This is a genomic window from Polynucleobacter sp. JS-Mosq-20-D10 (genome assembly GCF_018687755.1).
GTDB lineage: Bacteria > Pseudomonadota > Gammaproteobacteria > Burkholderiales > Burkholderiaceae > Polynucleobacter.
The window spans coordinates 1,625,978-1,643,876 of sequence record NZ_CP061305.1 but is presented as its reverse complement, the minus strand read 5'-3'; the positions used below and the strand labels follow the sequence as shown (position 1 = coordinate 1,643,876).

General features: G+C 46.5%; 24 protein-coding genes. 21 read left to right on the top strand and 3 right to left on the bottom strand.

The features are described from left to right. Nucleotides 1-38: 38 nt before the first annotated feature. Complete coding sequence (locus FD967_RS08500; protein ID WP_215325589.1) at nucleotides 39-224, top strand: DUF2256 domain-containing protein; 186 nt, start codon at nucleotides 39-41, stop codon at nucleotides 222-224. Further along, nucleotides 225-1,475: a DASH family cryptochrome gene (locus FD967_RS08495; protein WP_215325588.1), complete on the top strand. Its 1,251-nt coding sequence runs from the start codon at nucleotides 225-227 to the stop codon at nucleotides 1,473-1,475. On the opposite strand, the gene FD967_RS08490 is transcribed toward FD967_RS08495, so the two are convergent. From FD967_RS08490 to FD967_RS08480, 3 genes are read right to left on the bottom strand one after another with little or no spacing between them, the layout of a single operon-like run. Continuing rightward, a complete protein-coding gene (locus FD967_RS08490) occupies nucleotides 1,457-1,837 on the bottom strand; it encodes a DUF2237 family protein (protein ID WP_215325587.1) in 381 nt (126 codons plus the stop codon). The genes FD967_RS08495 and FD967_RS08490 overlap by 19 nt on opposite strands. Before the next feature lie 34 nt (nucleotides 1,838-1,871). Further along, nucleotides 1,872-2,450, bottom strand: a complete 579-nt coding sequence (locus tag FD967_RS08485; RefSeq protein WP_215325586.1) for a histidine phosphatase family protein — start codon at nucleotides 2,448-2,450, stop codon at nucleotides 1,872-1,874. A 13-nt stretch (nucleotides 2,451-2,463) separates the two neighbouring features. Beyond that, complete coding sequence (locus tag FD967_RS08480; RefSeq protein WP_215325585.1) at nucleotides 2,464-3,159, bottom strand: SDR family NAD(P)-dependent oxidoreductase; 696 nt, start codon at nucleotides 3,157-3,159, stop codon at nucleotides 2,464-2,466. 59 nt (nucleotides 3,160-3,218) lie between these two features. On the opposite strand from FD967_RS08480, the gene FD967_RS08475 reads away from it, so the two are divergent. From FD967_RS08475 to ccmI, 19 genes are all read left to right on the top strand, one after another. Continuing rightward, nucleotides 3,219-3,488 (top strand): TIGR03643 family protein, encoded by a 270-nt coding sequence (locus tag FD967_RS08475; RefSeq protein ID WP_215325583.1) that lies wholly within the window; start codon nucleotides 3,219-3,221, stop codon nucleotides 3,486-3,488. 5 nt (nucleotides 3,489-3,493) lie between these two features. Beyond that, nucleotides 3,494-3,880 carry a thiol-disulfide oxidoreductase DCC family protein gene (locus tag FD967_RS08470; RefSeq protein ID WP_215325582.1) on the top strand — a complete coding sequence of 129 codons (387 nt, stop codon included), beginning with the start codon at nucleotides 3,494-3,496 and terminating at the stop codon, nucleotides 3,878-3,880. A 4-nt stretch (nucleotides 3,881-3,884) separates the two neighbouring features. Then, nucleotides 3,885-4,433: a chalcone isomerase family protein gene (locus FD967_RS08465; protein WP_215325581.1), complete on the top strand. Its 549-nt coding sequence runs from the start codon at nucleotides 3,885-3,887 to the stop codon at nucleotides 4,431-4,433. After that, a complete protein-coding gene (locus tag FD967_RS08460) occupies nucleotides 4,434-4,988 on the top strand; it encodes a DUF3833 domain-containing protein (protein ID WP_215325580.1) in 555 nt (184 codons plus the stop codon). Nucleotides 4,989-5,038: 50 nt separating this feature from the next. Continuing rightward, nucleotides 5,039-6,565: a cryptochrome/photolyase family protein gene (locus tag FD967_RS08455; RefSeq protein WP_215325579.1), complete on the top strand. Its 1,527-nt coding sequence runs from the start codon at nucleotides 5,039-5,041 to the stop codon at nucleotides 6,563-6,565. Nucleotides 6,566-6,653: 88 nt separating this feature from the next. Next, the gene (locus tag FD967_RS08450; RefSeq protein ID WP_215325578.1) at nucleotides 6,654-7,106 is read left to right on the top strand and encodes a DUF2452 domain-containing protein; all 453 of its coding nucleotides are present in this window, start codon (nucleotides 6,654-6,656) and stop codon (nucleotides 7,104-7,106) included. A gap of 28 nt (nucleotides 7,107-7,134) precedes the next feature. Continuing rightward, nucleotides 7,135-8,115, top strand: coding sequence for a quinone oxidoreductase (locus tag FD967_RS08445; RefSeq protein ID WP_215325577.1), 981 nt, complete (start codon nucleotides 7,135-7,137; stop codon nucleotides 8,113-8,115). 193 nt (nucleotides 8,116-8,308) lie between these two features. After that, nucleotides 8,309-9,166 (top strand): metal-dependent hydrolase, encoded by an 858-nt coding sequence (locus FD967_RS08440; protein ID WP_215325576.1) that lies wholly within the window; start codon nucleotides 8,309-8,311, stop codon nucleotides 9,164-9,166. Nucleotides 9,167-9,197: 31 nt separating this feature from the next. Next, nucleotides 9,198-9,950, top strand: coding sequence for a transporter substrate-binding domain-containing protein (locus FD967_RS08435; RefSeq protein WP_215325574.1), 753 nt, complete (start codon nucleotides 9,198-9,200; stop codon nucleotides 9,948-9,950). A gap of 1 nt (nucleotide 9,951) precedes the next feature. Continuing rightward, nucleotides 9,952-10,920 (top strand): tripartite tricarboxylate transporter substrate binding protein, encoded by a 969-nt coding sequence (locus FD967_RS08430; protein ID WP_215325572.1) that lies wholly within the window; start codon nucleotides 9,952-9,954, stop codon nucleotides 10,918-10,920. 165 nt (nucleotides 10,921-11,085) lie between these two features. Next, complete coding sequence (gene ccmA / locus FD967_RS08425; RefSeq protein ID WP_215325570.1) at nucleotides 11,086-11,733, top strand: cytochrome c biogenesis heme-transporting ATPase CcmA; 648 nt, start codon at nucleotides 11,086-11,088, stop codon at nucleotides 11,731-11,733. Further along, nucleotides 11,730-12,395 (top strand): heme exporter protein CcmB, encoded by a 666-nt coding sequence (ccmB, locus tag FD967_RS08420; RefSeq protein ID WP_215325569.1) that lies wholly within the window; start codon nucleotides 11,730-11,732, stop codon nucleotides 12,393-12,395. Before ccmA ends, ccmB begins: the two co-directional genes overlap by 4 nt. Further along, nucleotides 12,392-13,162 (top strand): heme ABC transporter permease CcmC, encoded by a 771-nt coding sequence (gene ccmC, locus FD967_RS08415; protein ID WP_215325568.1) that lies wholly within the window; start codon nucleotides 12,392-12,394, stop codon nucleotides 13,160-13,162. Before ccmB ends, ccmC begins: the two co-directional genes overlap by 4 nt. Then, the gene (gene ccmD, locus FD967_RS08410) at nucleotides 13,162-13,350 is read left to right on the top strand and encodes a heme exporter protein CcmD (protein WP_215325567.1); all 189 of its coding nucleotides are present in this window, start codon (nucleotides 13,162-13,164) and stop codon (nucleotides 13,348-13,350) included. Before ccmC ends, ccmD begins: the two co-directional genes overlap by 1 nt. Continuing rightward, nucleotides 13,347-13,778 carry a cytochrome c maturation protein CcmE gene (gene ccmE, locus FD967_RS08405; RefSeq protein WP_215325566.1) on the top strand — a complete coding sequence of 144 codons (432 nt, stop codon included), beginning with the start codon at nucleotides 13,347-13,349 and terminating at the stop codon, nucleotides 13,776-13,778. Before ccmD ends, ccmE begins: the two co-directional genes overlap by 4 nt. Further along, complete coding sequence (locus FD967_RS08400) at nucleotides 13,778-15,697, top strand: heme lyase CcmF/NrfE family subunit (RefSeq protein WP_215325565.1); 1,920 nt, start codon at nucleotides 13,778-13,780, stop codon at nucleotides 15,695-15,697. The genes ccmE and FD967_RS08400 overlap by 1 nt, the downstream gene beginning before the upstream one ends. Then, nucleotides 15,694-16,218, top strand: coding sequence for a DsbE family thiol:disulfide interchange protein (locus FD967_RS08395; protein WP_215325564.1), 525 nt, complete (start codon nucleotides 15,694-15,696; stop codon nucleotides 16,216-16,218). Before FD967_RS08400 ends, FD967_RS08395 begins: the two co-directional genes overlap by 4 nt. Beyond that, nucleotides 16,218-16,706 carry a cytochrome c-type biogenesis protein gene (locus FD967_RS08390; RefSeq protein ID WP_215325562.1) on the top strand — a complete coding sequence of 163 codons (489 nt, stop codon included), beginning with the start codon at nucleotides 16,218-16,220 and terminating at the stop codon, nucleotides 16,704-16,706. Before FD967_RS08395 ends, FD967_RS08390 begins: the two co-directional genes overlap by 1 nt. Nucleotide 16,707: 1 nt before the next feature. Beyond that, on the top strand, nucleotides 16,708-17,898 hold the full coding sequence (gene ccmI, locus FD967_RS08385; protein WP_215325560.1) for a c-type cytochrome biogenesis protein CcmI: 1,191 nt from the start codon (nucleotides 16,708-16,710) through the stop codon (nucleotides 17,896-17,898). The last annotated feature ends 1 nt before the right edge of the window (nucleotide 17,899 follow it).

Sequence of the window (17,899 nt, the reverse complement as noted above, 5' to 3'; positions counted from 1 at the left end):
GTTTAGTAATCAGTCTATTCGTTTTTAATTAGGTAGGTATGAGCAAGTTAGAAAAATCGGGATTCAAGGGAAATAAATCCTACTTGCCGAGCAAGTTATGTGTCACTTGTGGCAAAGAAATGACTTGGCGCAAATCCTGGGCTAAAAATTGGGAGTCTGTTAAGTATTGTTCTGATGCCTGCCGAGCCAATAAATCTTCATCAGCTACGCTTGGGGCGAAGTAAATGACGACCCTGATTTATTGGTTCAGAAATGATTTAAGGCTGATAGATAATCCTGCCTTGCTAGAGGCATGTCATCGTGCTGACCGCTTGTTGCCTGTATATATTCATCTGCCGCAAGCGCAAGCTGCTTCTGTTTTTGGTTTCCCGAGAGAGGGATCTCATCGCAAGGGTTTCTTAAGGGAGTCCTTGGATGATTTAAGGGCGCAGTTACGTGCTTTAGGATCCGATCTGCTGGAATATGCCGGCGAGCCAGCGGATGTCTTCGTGCAATTAGCCCAAGTCACGCGTGCCGATGCAATTTATTGTGAGCGCATCGAAGCTCCAGAAGAAATCCGACAGAGCCATCAGATTCTAGCTCGGGGAATTTCACTTCAGGAGTTTTGGCAGTCAAGTATGCTGTCGCCAGAGAGCTTACCCTTTGCCGCTCAAGATATGCCAGATATGTTTACTCAGTTTCGTAAAAAAGTAGAGTACGCCGGCTTGAAGTTTTCGCCACCAGTGATGGCGCCTTCTCAAATTCCTGCATTGCCAGAGTTTGCGGAGATCCCCCCGATACGGGGTTCTGATGAAGTAAAAAACTCGACCCTAAAGTTCTTGGGTGGCGAGCGCAGTGCCCTTGAGCACTTAAAGCAATATCTTGCAAGACGCTTGCCGGATACTTATAAAGAAACTCGCAATCAACTCATTGGGCAAGACTACTCAAGTAAGTTTTCTCCATGGTTGGCTTTGGGTTGCGTTTCTGCGAGGACGATTGTTGCTCAATTAGATGCATATGAGCAAGCTCACGGTGCAAATGACGGCACCTACTGGCTTTGGTTTGAGTTGCTGTGGCGGGATTATTTCCGTTTTCTACACTTTAAATACGGTACACAACTGTATCGAGTAGCAGGCTTGAGTGAGACCCCCGTATCAAAAGGTAGCGCCCAACACTTTGAGTCCTGGCGCACTGGAAGCACCGGTAAATCCCTAGTGGATGCCGGAATGCGAGAGCTACTCAAAACGGGTTACTTATCCAACCGGATGCGTCAGATAGTTGCCAGTTACTGGATCTACGATTTACAGGGGGATTGGCGTTTGGGCGCCGCTTGGTTCGAGTCTCAGTTGATTGACTACGACGTCTATAGCAATCAAGGTAACTGGTTATATTTAGCTGGACTGGGAACTGATCCTCGGGGTGGCAGACGTTTTAATATCGCCAAGCAAGAACAAGATCACGATCCCCTGGGAGAGTATCAAAGGCTCTGGCTCTGAGAGTATTGCAGCAAGACCTCCAGTGACACTTTCTCCAATACTTTAGCGTGAGTGCTTTCTAACTGAATTGTGGGCGCACAGTTCGCTTCTAAGGCTTCTGTCCAACGGTTAAGGCAAAGACACCACTGATCGCCTGCTATGAGACCCGGAAACTGATATTCAGGGCGCGGCGTGATGAGGTCATTCCCTCTTTTAAGGCTGAACTGTAAAAAGTCATTTGTAACAATAGCGCATACCAAGTGACTGCCCAAATCTTGCTCATTGGTTTTGCAGCAACCATCTCTAAAAAATCCTGTCAATGGATCAAAGGAGCAGGGCACCAAAGGTTGACCCAATACATTTAAGGTGATGGCATCTTGCATAAAGACTCTTTACTTTTATAAAAATTGACTGGTTTTAAGGGCTTGGATATAACTTAAAAGATATGGGCTTTCCGGCAGGATCGACTTTCACTAAAACCATATCGCCTGAGTTCACAACCACGCCAACATAAGATTGAATATTGACGTGATGTGTCACCATGATGATTGGTGTACTTGGAAATTGCTTTCGTTCAACTGCAATGCGTTTTGTGAGTTCGTCGGTCTGTTTGGTTGCCAAACTCATATCATCAAAAAATGAACCTAAGGCGGCCTCTTTTTTTACTTCGCCCTTGTTTAGTAGAGTAGCGGTATCAACACAACGACACCAGGGGCTGCTGTAAACCTTTGCCTGCCCAATTCCTTGGCTAGATAGCCAATCACCGGTGTTCTTAGCCTGTTTTCGTCCCAAATCCCCAAGATTGCGTTGAGTAGAGCATTGCCCGATTTGATAGTTCTTTGGGTCTCCATAGCCAGGCGCATCGGCATGTCTCATTAAGAGAACATGCGTACCATCATTTAGTTTGTTGGCTAACTCACTCTGTGCTGTAGCCAATTTGCTCTGAGTAAAAACTAGAGTGCAGGTGATGAGGAAAAAGAATAAATATCGTTTCATAACAATAGATGACTTACCAAGGTAAGCGTTCTCCTGAGTAACTAATAAAGGTTCCTGAATCTTCTCTGCCTAGTGAGAGTAAAACATTGAGCATATCTTGCGCGGCATCGAGGGGAGGTCGACCAATTTGCTGGCCTTTAAAGGGTTTTGATAGGCGAGAGTTTACTGTTCCGGGATGCAGTGCTATGAGTGCGATATTAGGTTTGGTGCGTGCTAGTTCAATAGCAGTCGTCTTAATCAACATATTGAGCGCCGCCTTAGAGGCTCGGTAGCTGTACCAGCCTCCGAGACGATTGTCCTCAATGCTGCCCACCTTGGCCGAGAGGGTTGCCATGACAGCTCCTGCTGGGTCTAGCAGCTTGGAAAAGTACCGCATAGTCAGGCCTGGGCCAATCGCATTGACCTGTAGTAGTGTTTGTAACTGTTGGGCATTGAGGTCATCCAGTTTTTTCTCTGGCATCCAATCGGCAGAATGCAATATCCCAATAGTATTAATAATCAGCTGAAAAGGTGGCTCTCCAGTGAGAGTCTTAGATGCCTCTTCAATCGTACTGAGATCTTGATAATCAATCGGGCTGGTAGATGAGCGATGTATGCCGACCACCTCAGTACATGCGGGATGATTCTCCAGTAACTCCACAAAGGCGGCACCGATGGTTCCGGAGGAACCAATCACGAGTGCACGGAAGGATGTGGAGATAAGCGGCATAAAAACTTGCAATGAGTAGGGTCTCAGCCAGTTTATTGAATAAGTCTTAAACTTGCTTGATGACAACTCGCTTACCCCAAGCGCTTTCAGAGGCAGACCTTTCCAGGTTAATTGAAATGGCCTGGGAGGATCGCACTCCTTTTGAAGCCATTGAAGCTACTTTTGGATATTCTGAGCCCCAAGTGATTGCTTTAATGAGAAAAAATCTTAAACGCAGTTCTTTTGAATTGTGGCGCAAGCGAGTTACTGGCAGATCAACTAAGCATATCGCTCTGCGTAGTAAGTTGGTTAACCGCGCCTACTGTGCAACTCAATACAAGCAAAAATAAACGTCATGAAAAATCTTACTATGTTCTACGACGGTCTTTGTCCTTTATGTCAGGCAGAAATCCAATTTCTTTCGGGACGCAATCAAGCGGGACTGCTGAGCTTTGTTGATATCAATTCTGATCAGTACTCACCTGAACGCGTAGGAGTCTCTTGTAAGCAAGCTTTGGCCTCTATGTGTGCTCAATATGATGATGGTGAGCTGCTTGAGGGTGTGGAGGTATTTTCGGAGGCCTATCGACGTGCTGATCTACCTAAGCTCGCATGGCTTTTTTCTAGACCCTTACTCAAGCCATTTTGGAATGTCGCTTACCGATTCTTTGCAAAGCATCGCCATACGATTTCAGCGATATTAGGACCTCTTGCTTTACGACTTGTCAATAGAAAGGGTTAAGGGTATGAAACTGGTTGATAAATTAGTGATTACTTTAGCTCTTAGCACGCTAACTCCAATGAGCCTTGCTAAGGAGCCGCCACATATTAAAAGCATGATGGGTCAAGTCCAACTGCAAGGTTTGGGTAGGCTGAACTTTTGGGGGTTTCATGTTTACGATGCCAATTTATATCGAGGTGTGACTCAGGATTCTCAGGAGTTTGCTCTTGAGCTGAAGTATCAAAGATCGTTCTCCGGTGAAGCAATTGCTAGCCGCACTGCTGATGAGATGAAAAACTTAGGTGTAGCCGATGCTCAAGCAGTGTCTTGGGGTAAAGAGCTGGCAGCTATTCTTCCTAATGTAGAGCCTGGCCAGACTATTTCCGCGGTCTATACCCCGAAGCAGGGAACCAGTTTCTTTTATGAAGGCAAAAAAATATCCCAAATTCAAGGCGCTGATTTTGCAAAGGCTTTTTTTGGAATATGGCTTGATTCAAAAACTAGTGCGCCCAAACTCAGGGCGGATTTATTAGGGCAAGGTTGTCCACCACAACTCATTTCAGGAGTATGTTAAATGCATAAAACTTATATCGCCGCAAGATGGATGTTTTTGGGTTTAGTGATTACAGGTCTATTTGCCTGCTCATCACCTTCGGTAACGCAGTACGCTAATGAGAAGCCGAATCTCGATTTAAGCGAGTACTTCAACGGCACGATAGATGCTTATGGGATCTTCACTGATCGCAGTGGCGAGGTCAAAAAACGATTTACCGTACTGTTGGTAGCGCAGTGGAAAGTGATTGATGGTAAGAGGGTGGGCACCCTTGATGAAAGCTTTGAATATTCCGATGGTACAAAGCAAAAGCGTATCTGGACGTTGACTGAAACTGCGCCTGGAAAATATATTGGTAGGGCAGATGATGTGGTGGGGGATGCGCTGGGCGAATCGGCTGGTAATGCTCTCAATTGGGCTTACACCTTGGCCTTGCCAGTAGACGGCACAATCTATCACGTGCAATTTAATGATTGGATGTACTTGGTAACGCCTAAGGTCATGCTCAATAAAGCCAAGATGAGCAAATTTGGAATTGACTTGGGTGAAGTAACTCTAAGTTTTTACAAGCGCTAATCGATGATCCATCAAATCCTCTTGTCTATGTCACGGCAAGGAATGCCGGCTTGAAAAAACTCATACTGATCTTAGGTGATCAACTGGATGTCGATAGTGCTGCCTTAAAAGATATCAACCCCAAGGCTGATGAAGTGCTGATGGTTGAGTCTGCCAATGAGGCGCAACATGTTTGGTCTCACAAGGCGCGTATTGCTTTATTTTTATCGGCAATGCGCCACTTTGCTGAGCATCTAAAAGATTTGGGTTTGACTCTCACCTATATTCAGCATTCACCCAAGACCATTGTTGAAGAGGTCAGCAAAAAGATTAGTAGCGGGCAATTTACGCATCTAGTTTGCGTGGAGCCTGGGGAATGGCGTCTAAAGCAATCGATTGAGGCTTTGGCCTTAGAGCTCAACATTGTTTTAGAGATGCGGCAAGACAATCATTTTTATTGCACTCATGCAGAATTCAAAGAATGGGTTGCCAATAAAAAAGAGTTGCGACTGGAGTACTTTTATAGACTCATGCGTAAAACTCATGGGATTTTGATTGATCATGAGGGTAACCCTGAGGGCGGGCAGTGGAACTTCGATCGAGATAATCGAAAACCCTTTCCAAAGAAGGGGCCCGGCTTAATTCCCCCTCCAGAATTATTTGCACCGGATGCTATTACCAAAACTGTTTTGGCTGAGGTGGAGGAGCGCTACTCGGATCATCCTGGATCTCTGGCACACTTTCAGTGGCCAGTGACCCGTCAACATGCGCTTCAAGCTCTGGCAGGATTTGTTGAGCACCGCCTAGCCACGTTCGGTATTTACGAAGATGCGATGTGGACCGATACACCTTTTGGTTGGCACTCACTACTGTCCAGTGCACTGAATTTAAAGTTGCTTAATCCCAGGGAAGTGATTGATGCTGTTTTAGTTGCCTGGAAAAAGTACGATTTGGAATTGGCGACGGTAGAGGGGTTTATTCGTCAAATCCTAGGTTGGCGAGAATTTGTGCGGGGTATGTATTACCTGGATATGCCGCAAATGGCCTTAGATAATTTTTATGATCATCAGAATGCATTGCCTGCTTGGTATTGGACTGGCAAAACAAAGATGAAGTGTATGCAAGAGGCGATAGGCCAAACCCTGGAGTATGGTTATGCCCACCATATTCAACGCCTGATGGTGACGGGCAACTTTGCATTACTTGCAGAAATCTTGCCAAAAGAGGTTTGTGACTGGTATTTGGCAGTCTATGTTGATGCGATTGAGTGGGTAGAGTTGCCCAACACAGTTGGTATGGCCTTATTTGCGAGTGGCGGCCGTTTTACTAGCAAGCCTTATATTGCGAGTGGCGCCTACATTAAGAGAATGAGTAACTATTGCGACTCCTGCCAATACAAGCCTGATATCCGATTTGGGGAGGGCGCCTGCCCGATGACTACCTTGTATTGGAACTTCCTCATTCAGCATCGCACCCAATTTGAGGCAAGCCCCCGTACCCGCCTGATGACAGCCAATTTATCCCGTATTAGCGATACAGATCAGCAGGCAATCGTGCACCATGCCAAAGGCCTTCTGGGGGATTTAAACTCCTTGTAAGAGGCTTACTCAATTTATAGCTCTCAAAAACGCATTTTGTGAATTTGTGTCACACTTTCACTATATAAATCAGCAGGTTAAAAAAGTCATGAGAATTGAAGATACCGATCCAGCACGGCATGCTGGCATTGAATATCCCATGGAAGTGGGCGCGCCCGTATTTGCACCGATTAAGGTATTGGAAGAAAAAGACAAGGCAGTCAATGTCGCGCGCCAAAATGCAAAGCTTGAATACGATCGCATCATGGAGCAAGCTGAAGTATTGATGAAGCAAGCGCGTTCACTTCAGGCTCGTTTGGATGCTACAGAAATGGTCCATAGCGCCAAATTTAGTTTTAATCCTCTGCATGGAAAAACCTACCATCTTTACTTCGATAGCCGCATTGGCAGCAATGTATTGATTCAAAATGGGCCTGATCAGTGGAGTTGTGGCATTCCGGACGCCTGGACTTACTCTATGGCAGTCAAAAAGCTTGGGGATAGTACCTGGGCTATCGTTGAAGATGAAGAGACGGTATCTTCCTCGCTTGCAGTAAGATAATTTTTTTATAAAAATAATAAGGTGACTTGTGACAACTGCTCGAATTGTTAGTCTTTCAGAACTTGGTAACGCCGATGTGATTCAGTTAATCGATAAAGAGCTTCCAGCTCCAGGTAAAGGCGAAGTGCAACTTCGTCAAACCGCTATTGGTTTTAACTTTATTGATGTGTATCAGCGCTCTGGTTTTTATCCCTTGGAATTGCCAACGGGTTTGGGCCATGAGGCGGTTGGTGTAGTTGAGGCACTTGGTGAGGGTGTTACTCGATTCAAGGTAGGTGATCGTGTGATGTATATGAATGCCGGTATCGGTGCTTATGCCAGTGCGCGCAATGTTGCTGTGGATAAATTGGTTTCAGTACCAGACAATGTGTCTGATGAAATTGCTGCCGCTGTGTTCTTTAAAGCAATGACTGCTCAATACTTAATTCAAAAGACCTACAAGGTTAAGTCTGGAGACGTTGTCTTAGTTCACGCTGCCGCTGGTGGTGTTGGTCAAATTCTAGCGGGATGGGCAAAGTCCTTGGGCGCCTTTGTAGTCGGCACCGTAGGATCCGAGGCCAAGTTTGCTGCAGCAAAAGAAGCGGGTTGTGATGCTGTAGTGGACTACTCAAAGCCAAATTGGGTTGAAGAGTTTATGAAGGCAACAGGCGGTCGTAAGGCGAATGTGGTGTATGACTCGGTTGCTAAGACTACTTTCATGGGATCACTTGATTGTGTTGCACCATTTGGCACATTGGCCTTATTTGGTGCTGCCTCTGGACCTGCTCCAGAGATTCAGCCTGAGATTCTCAATAAGAAGGGTTGCCTCTTTTTAACTAGACCTTCCGTATTCCCGCATAACGCTACGCCAGAATTGCTTCAGGAAAATGCTCGTGCAGTATTTGATGCGATTGCACAAGGCCGCGTGAAAGTACAGATCGGTGCCAAGTTTAAGCTCGAGCAGGCTGCTGATGCTCATAAAGCTGCAGAGGGTAGAAAAGTTTCGGGTGCGATTGTCATTACGCCGTAAACAAAAAGCTGAGTTATGAGAACCCCGCTACGGCGGGGTTTTTTATTGGCATTGCGAACAGTAGATAGTTTTTTTTGTGGGGGCATGGACTAGCTATAAATTGATGCAGTGCCATAAAAGAAGTTCCAAAAACTAAGTTCCGCTTTCTCCGCTATAGTTTGACAAGATAAATCATAAAAACTTGGAGGCAGTAATGCGCAAATCTATTTTCTTGGACACTTTTCTAGTTGGGATTGCTGCTGCATTCTTAATGGGCGCCTCAATATCTGCCCAAGCTCAAGCGCTTAGTAAATCTAGTGCACAGTCCGCAACCGAAGTTCTGTGGTTAGGGCAGGCCGGATTTCGCATCAAAAGTCCTGGTGGTAAAGCAATCTTGATCGACCCGTGGATTACTGGCGGCCCTAAAACCCCCGCTATTTATAAGAACGATTTGCCTGCTATTGGCCCGATTGATTTGTTATTGGTAACACATGCTCACGTCGACCATATTGGTGATGCACCTGCGCTTGCAAAAATGAATAACACTAAGTTATATGGACCTGCGGATATGGTGACCCCATTAATTACTTTGGGAATATTGCCTGCCGACCTTGGTCATCGCTTCAACAAAACTGGTCGTGTTACACCATTACCTGGCATCAAGGTTACAGCAGTGCAGGCTGAGCACTCCTCCTTGCTGGTGTGGAAAAATCCGGCAACTGAAAAAATGGAATCTCATGCAGCGGGCGAAGCGATGGGCTACATCATTGAGCTTGAGAATGGCTTCAAAATTTGGCACATGGGTGATACAGGACTTTTTAGCGATATGAAATTTATTGCCGAACATTACAAGCCAGATTTGGTAATGATCCCCATTGGTGGTAATTTCACGATGGCACCAGACGATGCTGCCTTCGCTTTACGAACCTGGGTAAAACCAAAAATGGTGATACCGATGCATTACAACTCCAATCCATTGACGAAGGGTACCTTGGCTGAATTCCAGGAGGCCATGAAGGGCAGCGCAATTAAGATTATTCCCATGACTGAGGGTCAGACAGTTCAATTCTAATTAATGAAATGCACTGTTCAATAGGAATTTTATGGACTCTATTTCACCTAAAGTCAGGATGCAACTTGCGCCCAATGGCGTTCTGTCTGCTGCGGTATATTTGGGCAACTTCTTATTGGTTACTGGTCGATCTTCTTCTGGCGAGCCTACTGGGATTGCGCCTGATATCTGTCGGGCGATTGCAAAAAATTTAGGTGTGGAGATAAGTCTGCTGGGCTTCAATACGCAAGACGAGGTCGTCGAGGCCGCCGTCAGCGGAAGATGTGGTATCTCCTTATTGGGCTCTGATCCCGCGCGCGCTCAGAAGGTCACTTTCACACCTGCTTATGTCGAGCTTGAAGCTAGTTACCTGGTTCCCGCCAACTCCTCCATAACTGAGTTGTCGCAGGTAGATCAGCCAGGGGTTAGGATTGCATCTTTTTACAAAAGTGCTTATGACCTGTGGTTACAGCGTAATCTCAAACACGCCAGCTTGGTTCACGCTGATAGTGTGAAAGCCAGTAATGAATTGTTTGTCAGCCAGAAATTGGATGCTTTAGCAGGTCTGAAAACTGGCCTAGTTGCTGCTTCTCAAGATATTCCGGGATCCAGAATTCTAGATGGTCAATTTACTGGAATACAACAGGCCATTGCCACACAAAAAACGTACCTAGAGTCGATTGAGTTTTTAAATGCTTGTGTAGAAGAATTCATTAGATCTGGTTTAGTGGCTGATCTCATTAGTCAATATCAGGTGCAAGGTTTGTCAGTTGCACCACTCCCTCAAATATCTTCAGAAAAATAATATGCAAAAGTTACTCGTGGCCCTCATTTTGGGTTCAAGTGTATTTACTCAAGCTGCGATTGCTCAAGTAGCCAGTTACCCAAATCATCAAATTAAAATCATTTCTCCATTTGCTACTGGCGGTATTGCTGATGGGTTTTCACGAATCATTGCTCAGGGATTAAGCGAGGCTTATGGGCAGCCAGTGATAGTAGAAAACAAAACGGGGGGTGGAGGTAGTATCGGGGCTGATTTTGTAGCTAAATCACCGGCAGATGGTTACACCTTGATCATGGGCAGTATTGGTACGCATGCAGTCAACCCCTACTTAGTAAAGAGCATGCCCTATGACCCATTCAAGGATTTTGTACCGGTAGCTTTTGTGCTGGATGCTGAAGGTTTGTTGGCTGTTAATCCTAGCGTCCCGGTAAAAAATGTCAGTGAGTTAATTAGTTATATCAAAGCTAACCCAGGAAAAGTATCTTATGGCTCGGGTGGTATTGGTACTGCTAGCCATTTGGCGGGAGAGCTTTTTATTCTCACCGCAAAGGTTGATATGACGCATATCCCTTACAAGGGAAATGCATTGGCAATAACTGATTTGATTGGCGGTCAAACCCAATTGATGTTTGCCACGATGCCTACCATTCTGCCTTATGTAAAGAGCGATAAATTACGTGGTCTAGCGGTAACAGGTGCCACGAGAGATCCTTCGATGCCCGATTTGCCGAGTATTAGTGAGACGCTGCCTGGATTCGATGTCAAAAATTGGATTGGCTTATTTGCCCCCGCGGGCACTCCCCCTGCAATTGTGAAGAAGCTCAATGCTGAAGTGGGAAAAATTATGCAACAACCTGCAGTTCAGAAAAAGCTGGAGTCAGAAGGGGCGAAGTATTACGCCATGTCACCCGAGGCTTTTGGATCATTTCAGAAGAAAGAATCAGCCCGCTGGGGCAAGATCATTAAAAGTGCCGGTATTAAGCCTGAATAGCATCATGATTCAAGTGAGGGGCGCTTCCCCCTCACTCCGCATATAATTGTCTAAGCGCTTGAATTAAAAGAAATTTATTCTTTAAATACTGTTTTAGGTGGTTTGACAGCCCCCAGTGGGTCTTGGACAATGCCTGAGGTGGTTTGATTCAAGCCATTGCATCCAATGACAACGACCAATACCTCCTTCCCAGAATCTGCAAGCGCAGCCCTCGAGGCTCGGAAGATCAGTTGCGTGCGCGGTGATAGAGCGCTTTTTTCCGGTCTTGATTTACAGTTATTTGCTGGGCAGTGCCTCCATATTCGTGGCGAGAATGGCGTTGGTAAAACAAGTCTCTTGCGCTTGCTCACTGGCTTGGCTTCTCCTGAGTCGGGAGAGGTACTTTGGTGCGGCCATTCCATTAAAAAGCAAGCATCGGAATATCGCAGCAAACTTTTGTTTTTAGGTCATCGTGATGCGCTGAAAGAAGATCTTAGTGCTATTGAGAATTTGCGTATGTATGCAGCGATCGATGGCATTGCGCTCTCCGAGCAAGACGCTTTTGCTAGCTTATGGCGATTTGGCCTAAAGGGGCGCGAAGACTTGCCCATTAATTGTTTATCAGCGGGGCAGAAAAAACGGGTTTTGATGGCGCGCATGCTAACGCGACGGGCGCAAGTCTGGATTTTGGATGAACCCTTTAATGCCTTAGACGCCCATGCTGTGGGGGAGTTGCAAGATTTGATCGTCGAGCATCTTCAGGGCAATGGTTTGGTGGTGCTGACTAGTCATCAGCCCTTAGCTATTTCCGGTCTGCGAGTACTGGATCTATGAACGCTTTTATCGCTATTGTCCATCGCGATCTATTGCTAGTGATGCGTCGCAAGAGTGAGGTCCTCACTGCATTATTTTTCTTTGTTATTGTGACGAGCTTATTCCCATTGGGGATTGGTGCTGATACTGCCTTGTTGAGGAAGATTGCGCCTGGCGTGATTTGGGTTGCGGCCTTACTCTCGACCTTACTTGGTTTACAACGGATGTTTGCAGCCGATTACGCAGACGGCACCCTAGAGCAACTGGTCTTGTCCCCGAATGCATTTACCGCCTTAGTATTTGGCAAAATCGTCGCCCATTGGCTGGTGTGTGGGCTACCCTTAGTTTTGTTAGCGCCGGTGATCGGCATTCAATTTGACTTAGATGCCCAGTCTTTAAAGGTACTGATGGTGGCCTTATTACTCGGAACACCTGTTTTATCCTTGCTAGGCTCAGTTGGAGCGGCCCTCACTCTTGGGGTTAGGGGTGGTAGCGTATTGATGAGTCTCCTGATCTTGCCACTCTATATTCCTGTATTAATTTTTGGAGCGGGCGCTGTATACGCTAGCAGCGTAGGTCTTGATACCACGGGGCATTTTTCACTGTTAGGCGCTTTATTGATTTTGGCATTAGCATTTGTACCTTGGGTTAGTGCGAGCGCTGTAAAGATTGCTATCGAATGAGTAATGTAAATAATTTATCCTCTAGTCACGTAATGGGCTGGTTCAAATTCTCGAGTCCGAGTGCTTTTTATCCACTGGCTGGAAAAATGATTCCCTGGTTCTGGGCGCTCACCATTATTTTTGGAGCTGCTGGCTTGTGGGTGAGCTTCTTTGTGGCGCCAGTAGATGCAGTGCAAGGTCAGGGTTACCGCATTATTTTTGTTCATGTCCCCGTATCTTGGATGTCCATGTTCATCTATGTGGTAATGGCCGTATGGGCGGGATTAGGTCTGATATTCAATACTCGCCTGTCGGCCATGATGGCGCAAGCACTAGCTCCAATCGGCGCCTGGATGGCTTTCTTATCTCTGTGGACTGGTGCATTTTGGGGTAAGCCGATGTGGGGCGCTTGGTGGGTATGGGACGCGCGCTTAACTTCGGAATTAATCCTACTCTTTTTGTATCTCGGTTTTATCGCCCTACAGGCCTCTATTGATAATGTCCGCCGTGCCGACAAAGCTGGTGCGATCTTGGCCTTGGTAGGCGTGGTGAATGTGCCTATTATTTATTTTTCAGTGAAATGGTGGAATACCTTGCATCAAGGCGCCTCTGTTTCGCTAACCAAGGCTCCAGCCATGGCCCAAACCATGCTTTGGGGTATGTTGTTGATGGCTTTATGCTTGTGGATGTACTCAATTGCAGTAGGGTTAATGCGTGTGCGCGCCATCATTTTGGAGCGTGAGGCTCATACTGATTGGGTTAGGCAATTAAATGAGGTGAAGCATTAATGTGGAATAGTTCGTCTGAATTCTTTGCCATGGGCGGTTATGCCCTATATGTATGGTGCAGCTTTGGTGCCTGTGCCTTAGTGTTCTTATTAGAGCCCCTGACTGTTCGCGCGCGCCATCAGGCAATCGTTCGCAGACTGCAACGTGAAGTTTTGGCTGACCAGTTTGATCAAAAGGGTGGTAAGTGAAACCAAGACATAAGCGAGCTGCCATTATTGTTGGCGCACTAATTGCTATTAGCATCGCGGCAGTATTAATTTTGAATGCCCTCAATAGCAATATTGCGTTGTATGTCACCCCGAGTGAGGTGGCTGCTGGTAAGTCACCGGCTGGTCAAGTATTCCGTATTGGTGGCATGGTCAAGGATGGATCGGTTAAGCGAGATGGTTTAACGGTGAACTTTGTGATTACCGATATGGTGAAAGATATTCCGGTGGCATACACTGGCATTCTTCCAGATTTGTTTAAAGAGGGTAAGGGCGCAGTCATTCAAGGTCGCCTTAATCCAAGTGGACAATTTGTTGCGAGTGAAGTGTTGGCTAAGCACGATGAGAACTATATGCCTCCAGAGGCGAAGCATGCTCTAGAGCAGGCTCAAAAAAATGGAAATAAATAATGATTCCTGAGTTTGGGCATTACGCACTCATACTGGCTTTATGTATCGCCATCATTCAAGGAACACTTCCATTGGTCGGTGCACATCAAAGTCGCCGCGAATGGATTATGTTAGCAAGACCAGCTGCGCAAACTGTTTTTCTATTGCTTGGTATTGCATTTGTGATTTTGGCCTGGAGCTTTTACTCAAATGATTTTTCTGTCCTTTATGTGGCAGAGCATTCAAATTCACAAATGCCGGTCATTTACCGCTTGGGTGCCGTATGGGGTGGTCATGAGGGCTCTCTATTGCTCTGGGTTTTCTTGCTATCGACCTGGACATTTTTAGTGGCTCAGCTTTCGAAGGCGCTAGATGAATTTATGGTGGCGCGTGTGATTGGCGTATTGGGTTTGGTGACTACCGGTCTACTATTGTTCGTGATCGCCACCTCCAATCCTTTTGAGAGACTGCTACCAGCCGCTCAGGATGGGCGATCTCTTAATCCACTCCTGCAAGATCCGGGCTTAGTGTTTCATCCGCCAATGTTGTATATGGGGTATGTTGGCTTCTCAGTAGCGTTTGCATTCGCGATTGCATCTTTGTTGTCAGGGCGTTTAGATGCTGCTTGGGCACGCTGGTCGCGTCCATGGACAACGGCTGCTTGGGTATTTCTGACGCTCGGCATTGCACTGGGTTCTTGGTGGGCTTATTACGAACTCGGTTGGGGTGGCTGGTGGTTCTGGGATCCCGTGGAGAATGCATCATTTATCCCTTGGCTGGTAGGTACCGCATTGCTTCATTCGCTTGCGGTCACCGAGAAGCGCGGCGGCTTTAAGAGTTGGACGGTATTACTAGCGATTACTGCTTTCTCACTATCGCTTCTAGGAACCTTCTTAGTTCGCTCTGGAGTGCTCACTTCAGTTCATGCATTTGCAACTGATCCTACACGCGGCGTCTTTATTTTGATTTTCTTGGTGCTGGTGGTGGGGTCTTCCTTAACGCTTTACGCTTGGCGCGCTCCCAAAAGTACTCTTGGCGGTAAGTTCAGCTTAACATCGCGCGAAACCTTTATCTTGCTTGGTAACGTTTTCTTAGTGGCATCTGCTGCATCAGTACTCTTGGGCACTCTCTACCCTTTATTGATTGATGCTCTGCATCTAGGGAAGATCTCAGTAGGCCCCCCATATTTCAACAGCGTCTTCGTGCCCATCATGATCCCTTTATTAGTGCTGATGGGGATTGGGCCTTGGACAAGCTGGAAGAACTCAAATCTATTGGATGTGATCAAGCGCTTATGGATTGCAGCCCTAGTGGCAGTGATTGCGGCGGCTTTAATTCCGTTTGCAATGGGTGCATTTACTTGGCTTGGCAGCCTTGGCTTCTTATTGGCTTTCTGGGTGATTACTTCTGGGGTGCTGCAAATTATTCGCCAAGCAAAAGCAGGTAGGCCAACACGTTCATTTATTGGTATGCAGGTAGCGCATCTGGGGATCGCAGTCTTTACGATTGGCGTCACCATGGTGGGTGCCTATCAAGAGGAAAAAGATGTGCGTATGCTCGCCGGTGAAAGCGTTAGTGTCGGTGGCTACGATATTCAGCTTCAGGGTGTTAGCCCCGTTCCTGGACCGAACTATAGAGCGATGCAAGGTACTTTCTTATTAACCCGTAATGGGAAGCTGGAAGCGACGATGTATCCAGAAAAGCGCAGTTATTTTTCATCAACGATGCCCATGACCGAGGCGGCGATTGATGCGAGCCTTACTAGAGATATCTATGTTTCATTAGGTGAAGAGTTAGACGACAAAGCATGGGCAGTCCGAGTTTATTACAAGCCTTTTGTTGATTGGATTTGGGGTGGCTGTGTATTGATGGCTCTGGGTGGTTTGCTGGCGATGTCCGATAAGCGCTATCGCATGAAGCTGAAGAAGGCAGCAGCATGAAAGCCAAGTTTTTAATTCCACTGATTTTGTTTGTCATTTTGGTTGGATTTTTAGCGGTAGGCTTAAATCGTGACCCACAGGAAATACCTTCACCACTGATTGGTAAGCAGGCGCCTACCTTTGAATTGCCTCAGCTGGCAGATCCCCAAAAAGTGTTCTCACCAGAGAGTATGAAAGGCAAGCCTTGGATTTTGAATGTCTGGGCCTCTTGGTGCGTTGCTTGCCGTGAGGAGCATCACGTTCTGGTTGAGCTGGGTAAATTGCAAATGGCGCCAATTATTGGATTGGATTACAAAGATAAACGTGACGATGCGATGGTCATGCTTGCTCGTCAAGGTAACCCCTACCTATTATCAGCTTTTGATGCCAATGGCCGAGTGGGTATTGATTATGGCGTCTATGGTGTTCCAGAGACCTACGTGATTGATAAGACTGGCGTCATTCGGTTTAAACATATTGGACCGATTACGATGGAATTACTTCGTAAGAAAATCATTCCTTTAATAGATGAGCTCAAATAATGTTGAGAAAGGCGCTTCACTCCCTCCTACTCACTTTTGTCATACTGTGTTCTATCAGTGCGTCTGCTAAGGATGCAGTACCTTTGGCTGATGACCCAGTCACCGAGCAGCGTCTGATTGTGATTTCAGAAGAAATGCGCTGCTTGGTTTGTCAGAACGAATCCCTTGCGGGCTCACGCTCTGATTTAGCAAATGACTTGCGCCGAGAAATTCGCATCCTGATTAATGAGGGCAAGACAGACGAGCAAATTCGGAATTTTATGGTGGAGCGTTATGGCGACTTCGTCCTATATCGTCCGCCTGTGAAGCCGATCACCTGGCTCCTATGGATAGGCCCCTTTCTAATTTTGCTCGCAGGAATTATTGGCTTGGTGGTGTATCTGCGTCGCAGAAATCAGGCCGTGCCCAGTACCACGCTATCTGAAGCAGATAATCGTCGAATTGATGCGCTACTTCAGGATGCCAAGTCCAGTTCAATAGAAAAATAACATGACTAGTTTTGTAATATCCGCTCTTCTTTTATTGATCCTGGTCTTGGTGCTGGTATTGCGCCCACTGTTTTTTCCTGCAAAAGAATCCGCAACATCGCGTCGTCAGATGAATGCAGCCATTTATCGGGAAGAGCTTGATAAGCTCGAGGCTGATCGTTTGGCGGGTGCTATAGATAGCTATAGCTATGAGCAGACCCATGCAGAAATGCGTCAGCGGCTTTTTCAGGATACGGATGAAGCCGATGATCTTGCGGTGCTGGGCTCACCTAAGAAAACCATCATTGGGATTTGCCTTTTTGTAGTAATACTTTCAGCAGGTTTCTATTTCTACCTTGGTGATGCCGCTCAGATTGCTAAGAAGGGCGCTGAGCAACCAATGACTCAAGAGTCAGTTGAAAAGATGGTTGAAGAATTTGCCGCCAAAATGGTTAAAGAGCCTGACAATCTTAAGGGGTGGGCTATGCTGGCTCGCTCCTATCGGATTTTGGGTCGCAATACTGAGGCTGCAAATGCCTACGCTCGTGCTGGCTCTTTTGTTGATTCGGACCCACAATTATTAGCTGACTATGCCGATGTATTAGCAGCCAATGCGAATGGTAGTTTTGCTGGTAAGCCACAGCAACTCATTAATCAGGCATTAGCCCAAGACCCAAATAATTTATTAGCTCTTTGGCTTTCTGGAACTGCCGCTTTTAATGCGCAGAACTATAAAGCTGCAGTGCGGTCCTGGGAGAAGTTAGCACAGCTATTACCTCCCGAGTCCAATGAGGCGCGTGCGATCGCAGCTTCTATTGCAGAGGCGCGTGGCAAGGGTGGTCTTGCACCAGCTAGTGCCCCAGTAATCAGCAATCAAGGCGTGAGCGGACAGGTTGAGATTACACCAGAACTGAAGTCTAAAATTAAAGCAGGCGATGTGTTGATGGTGATTGCCCGTAAGCCAGGTGAGCGTATGCCAGTGGCCGTCCTCAAAACCCCGGTTACTACATTCCCTATCAACTTTGTTTTGAATGATGCTTTGGCAATGAGTCCCAATGCATTAATTTCTCAAATGTCTGAAGTGTCGGTTGAGGTACGTATTTCAAAAACAGGAATGGCAATGCCAGAAGCTGGTGACTTGATATCTTCACCGCAAACGATCAAGGTGGGTACGACCAATGCGCGCCTCATCATTGGGCAGATCAGGCCTTAAT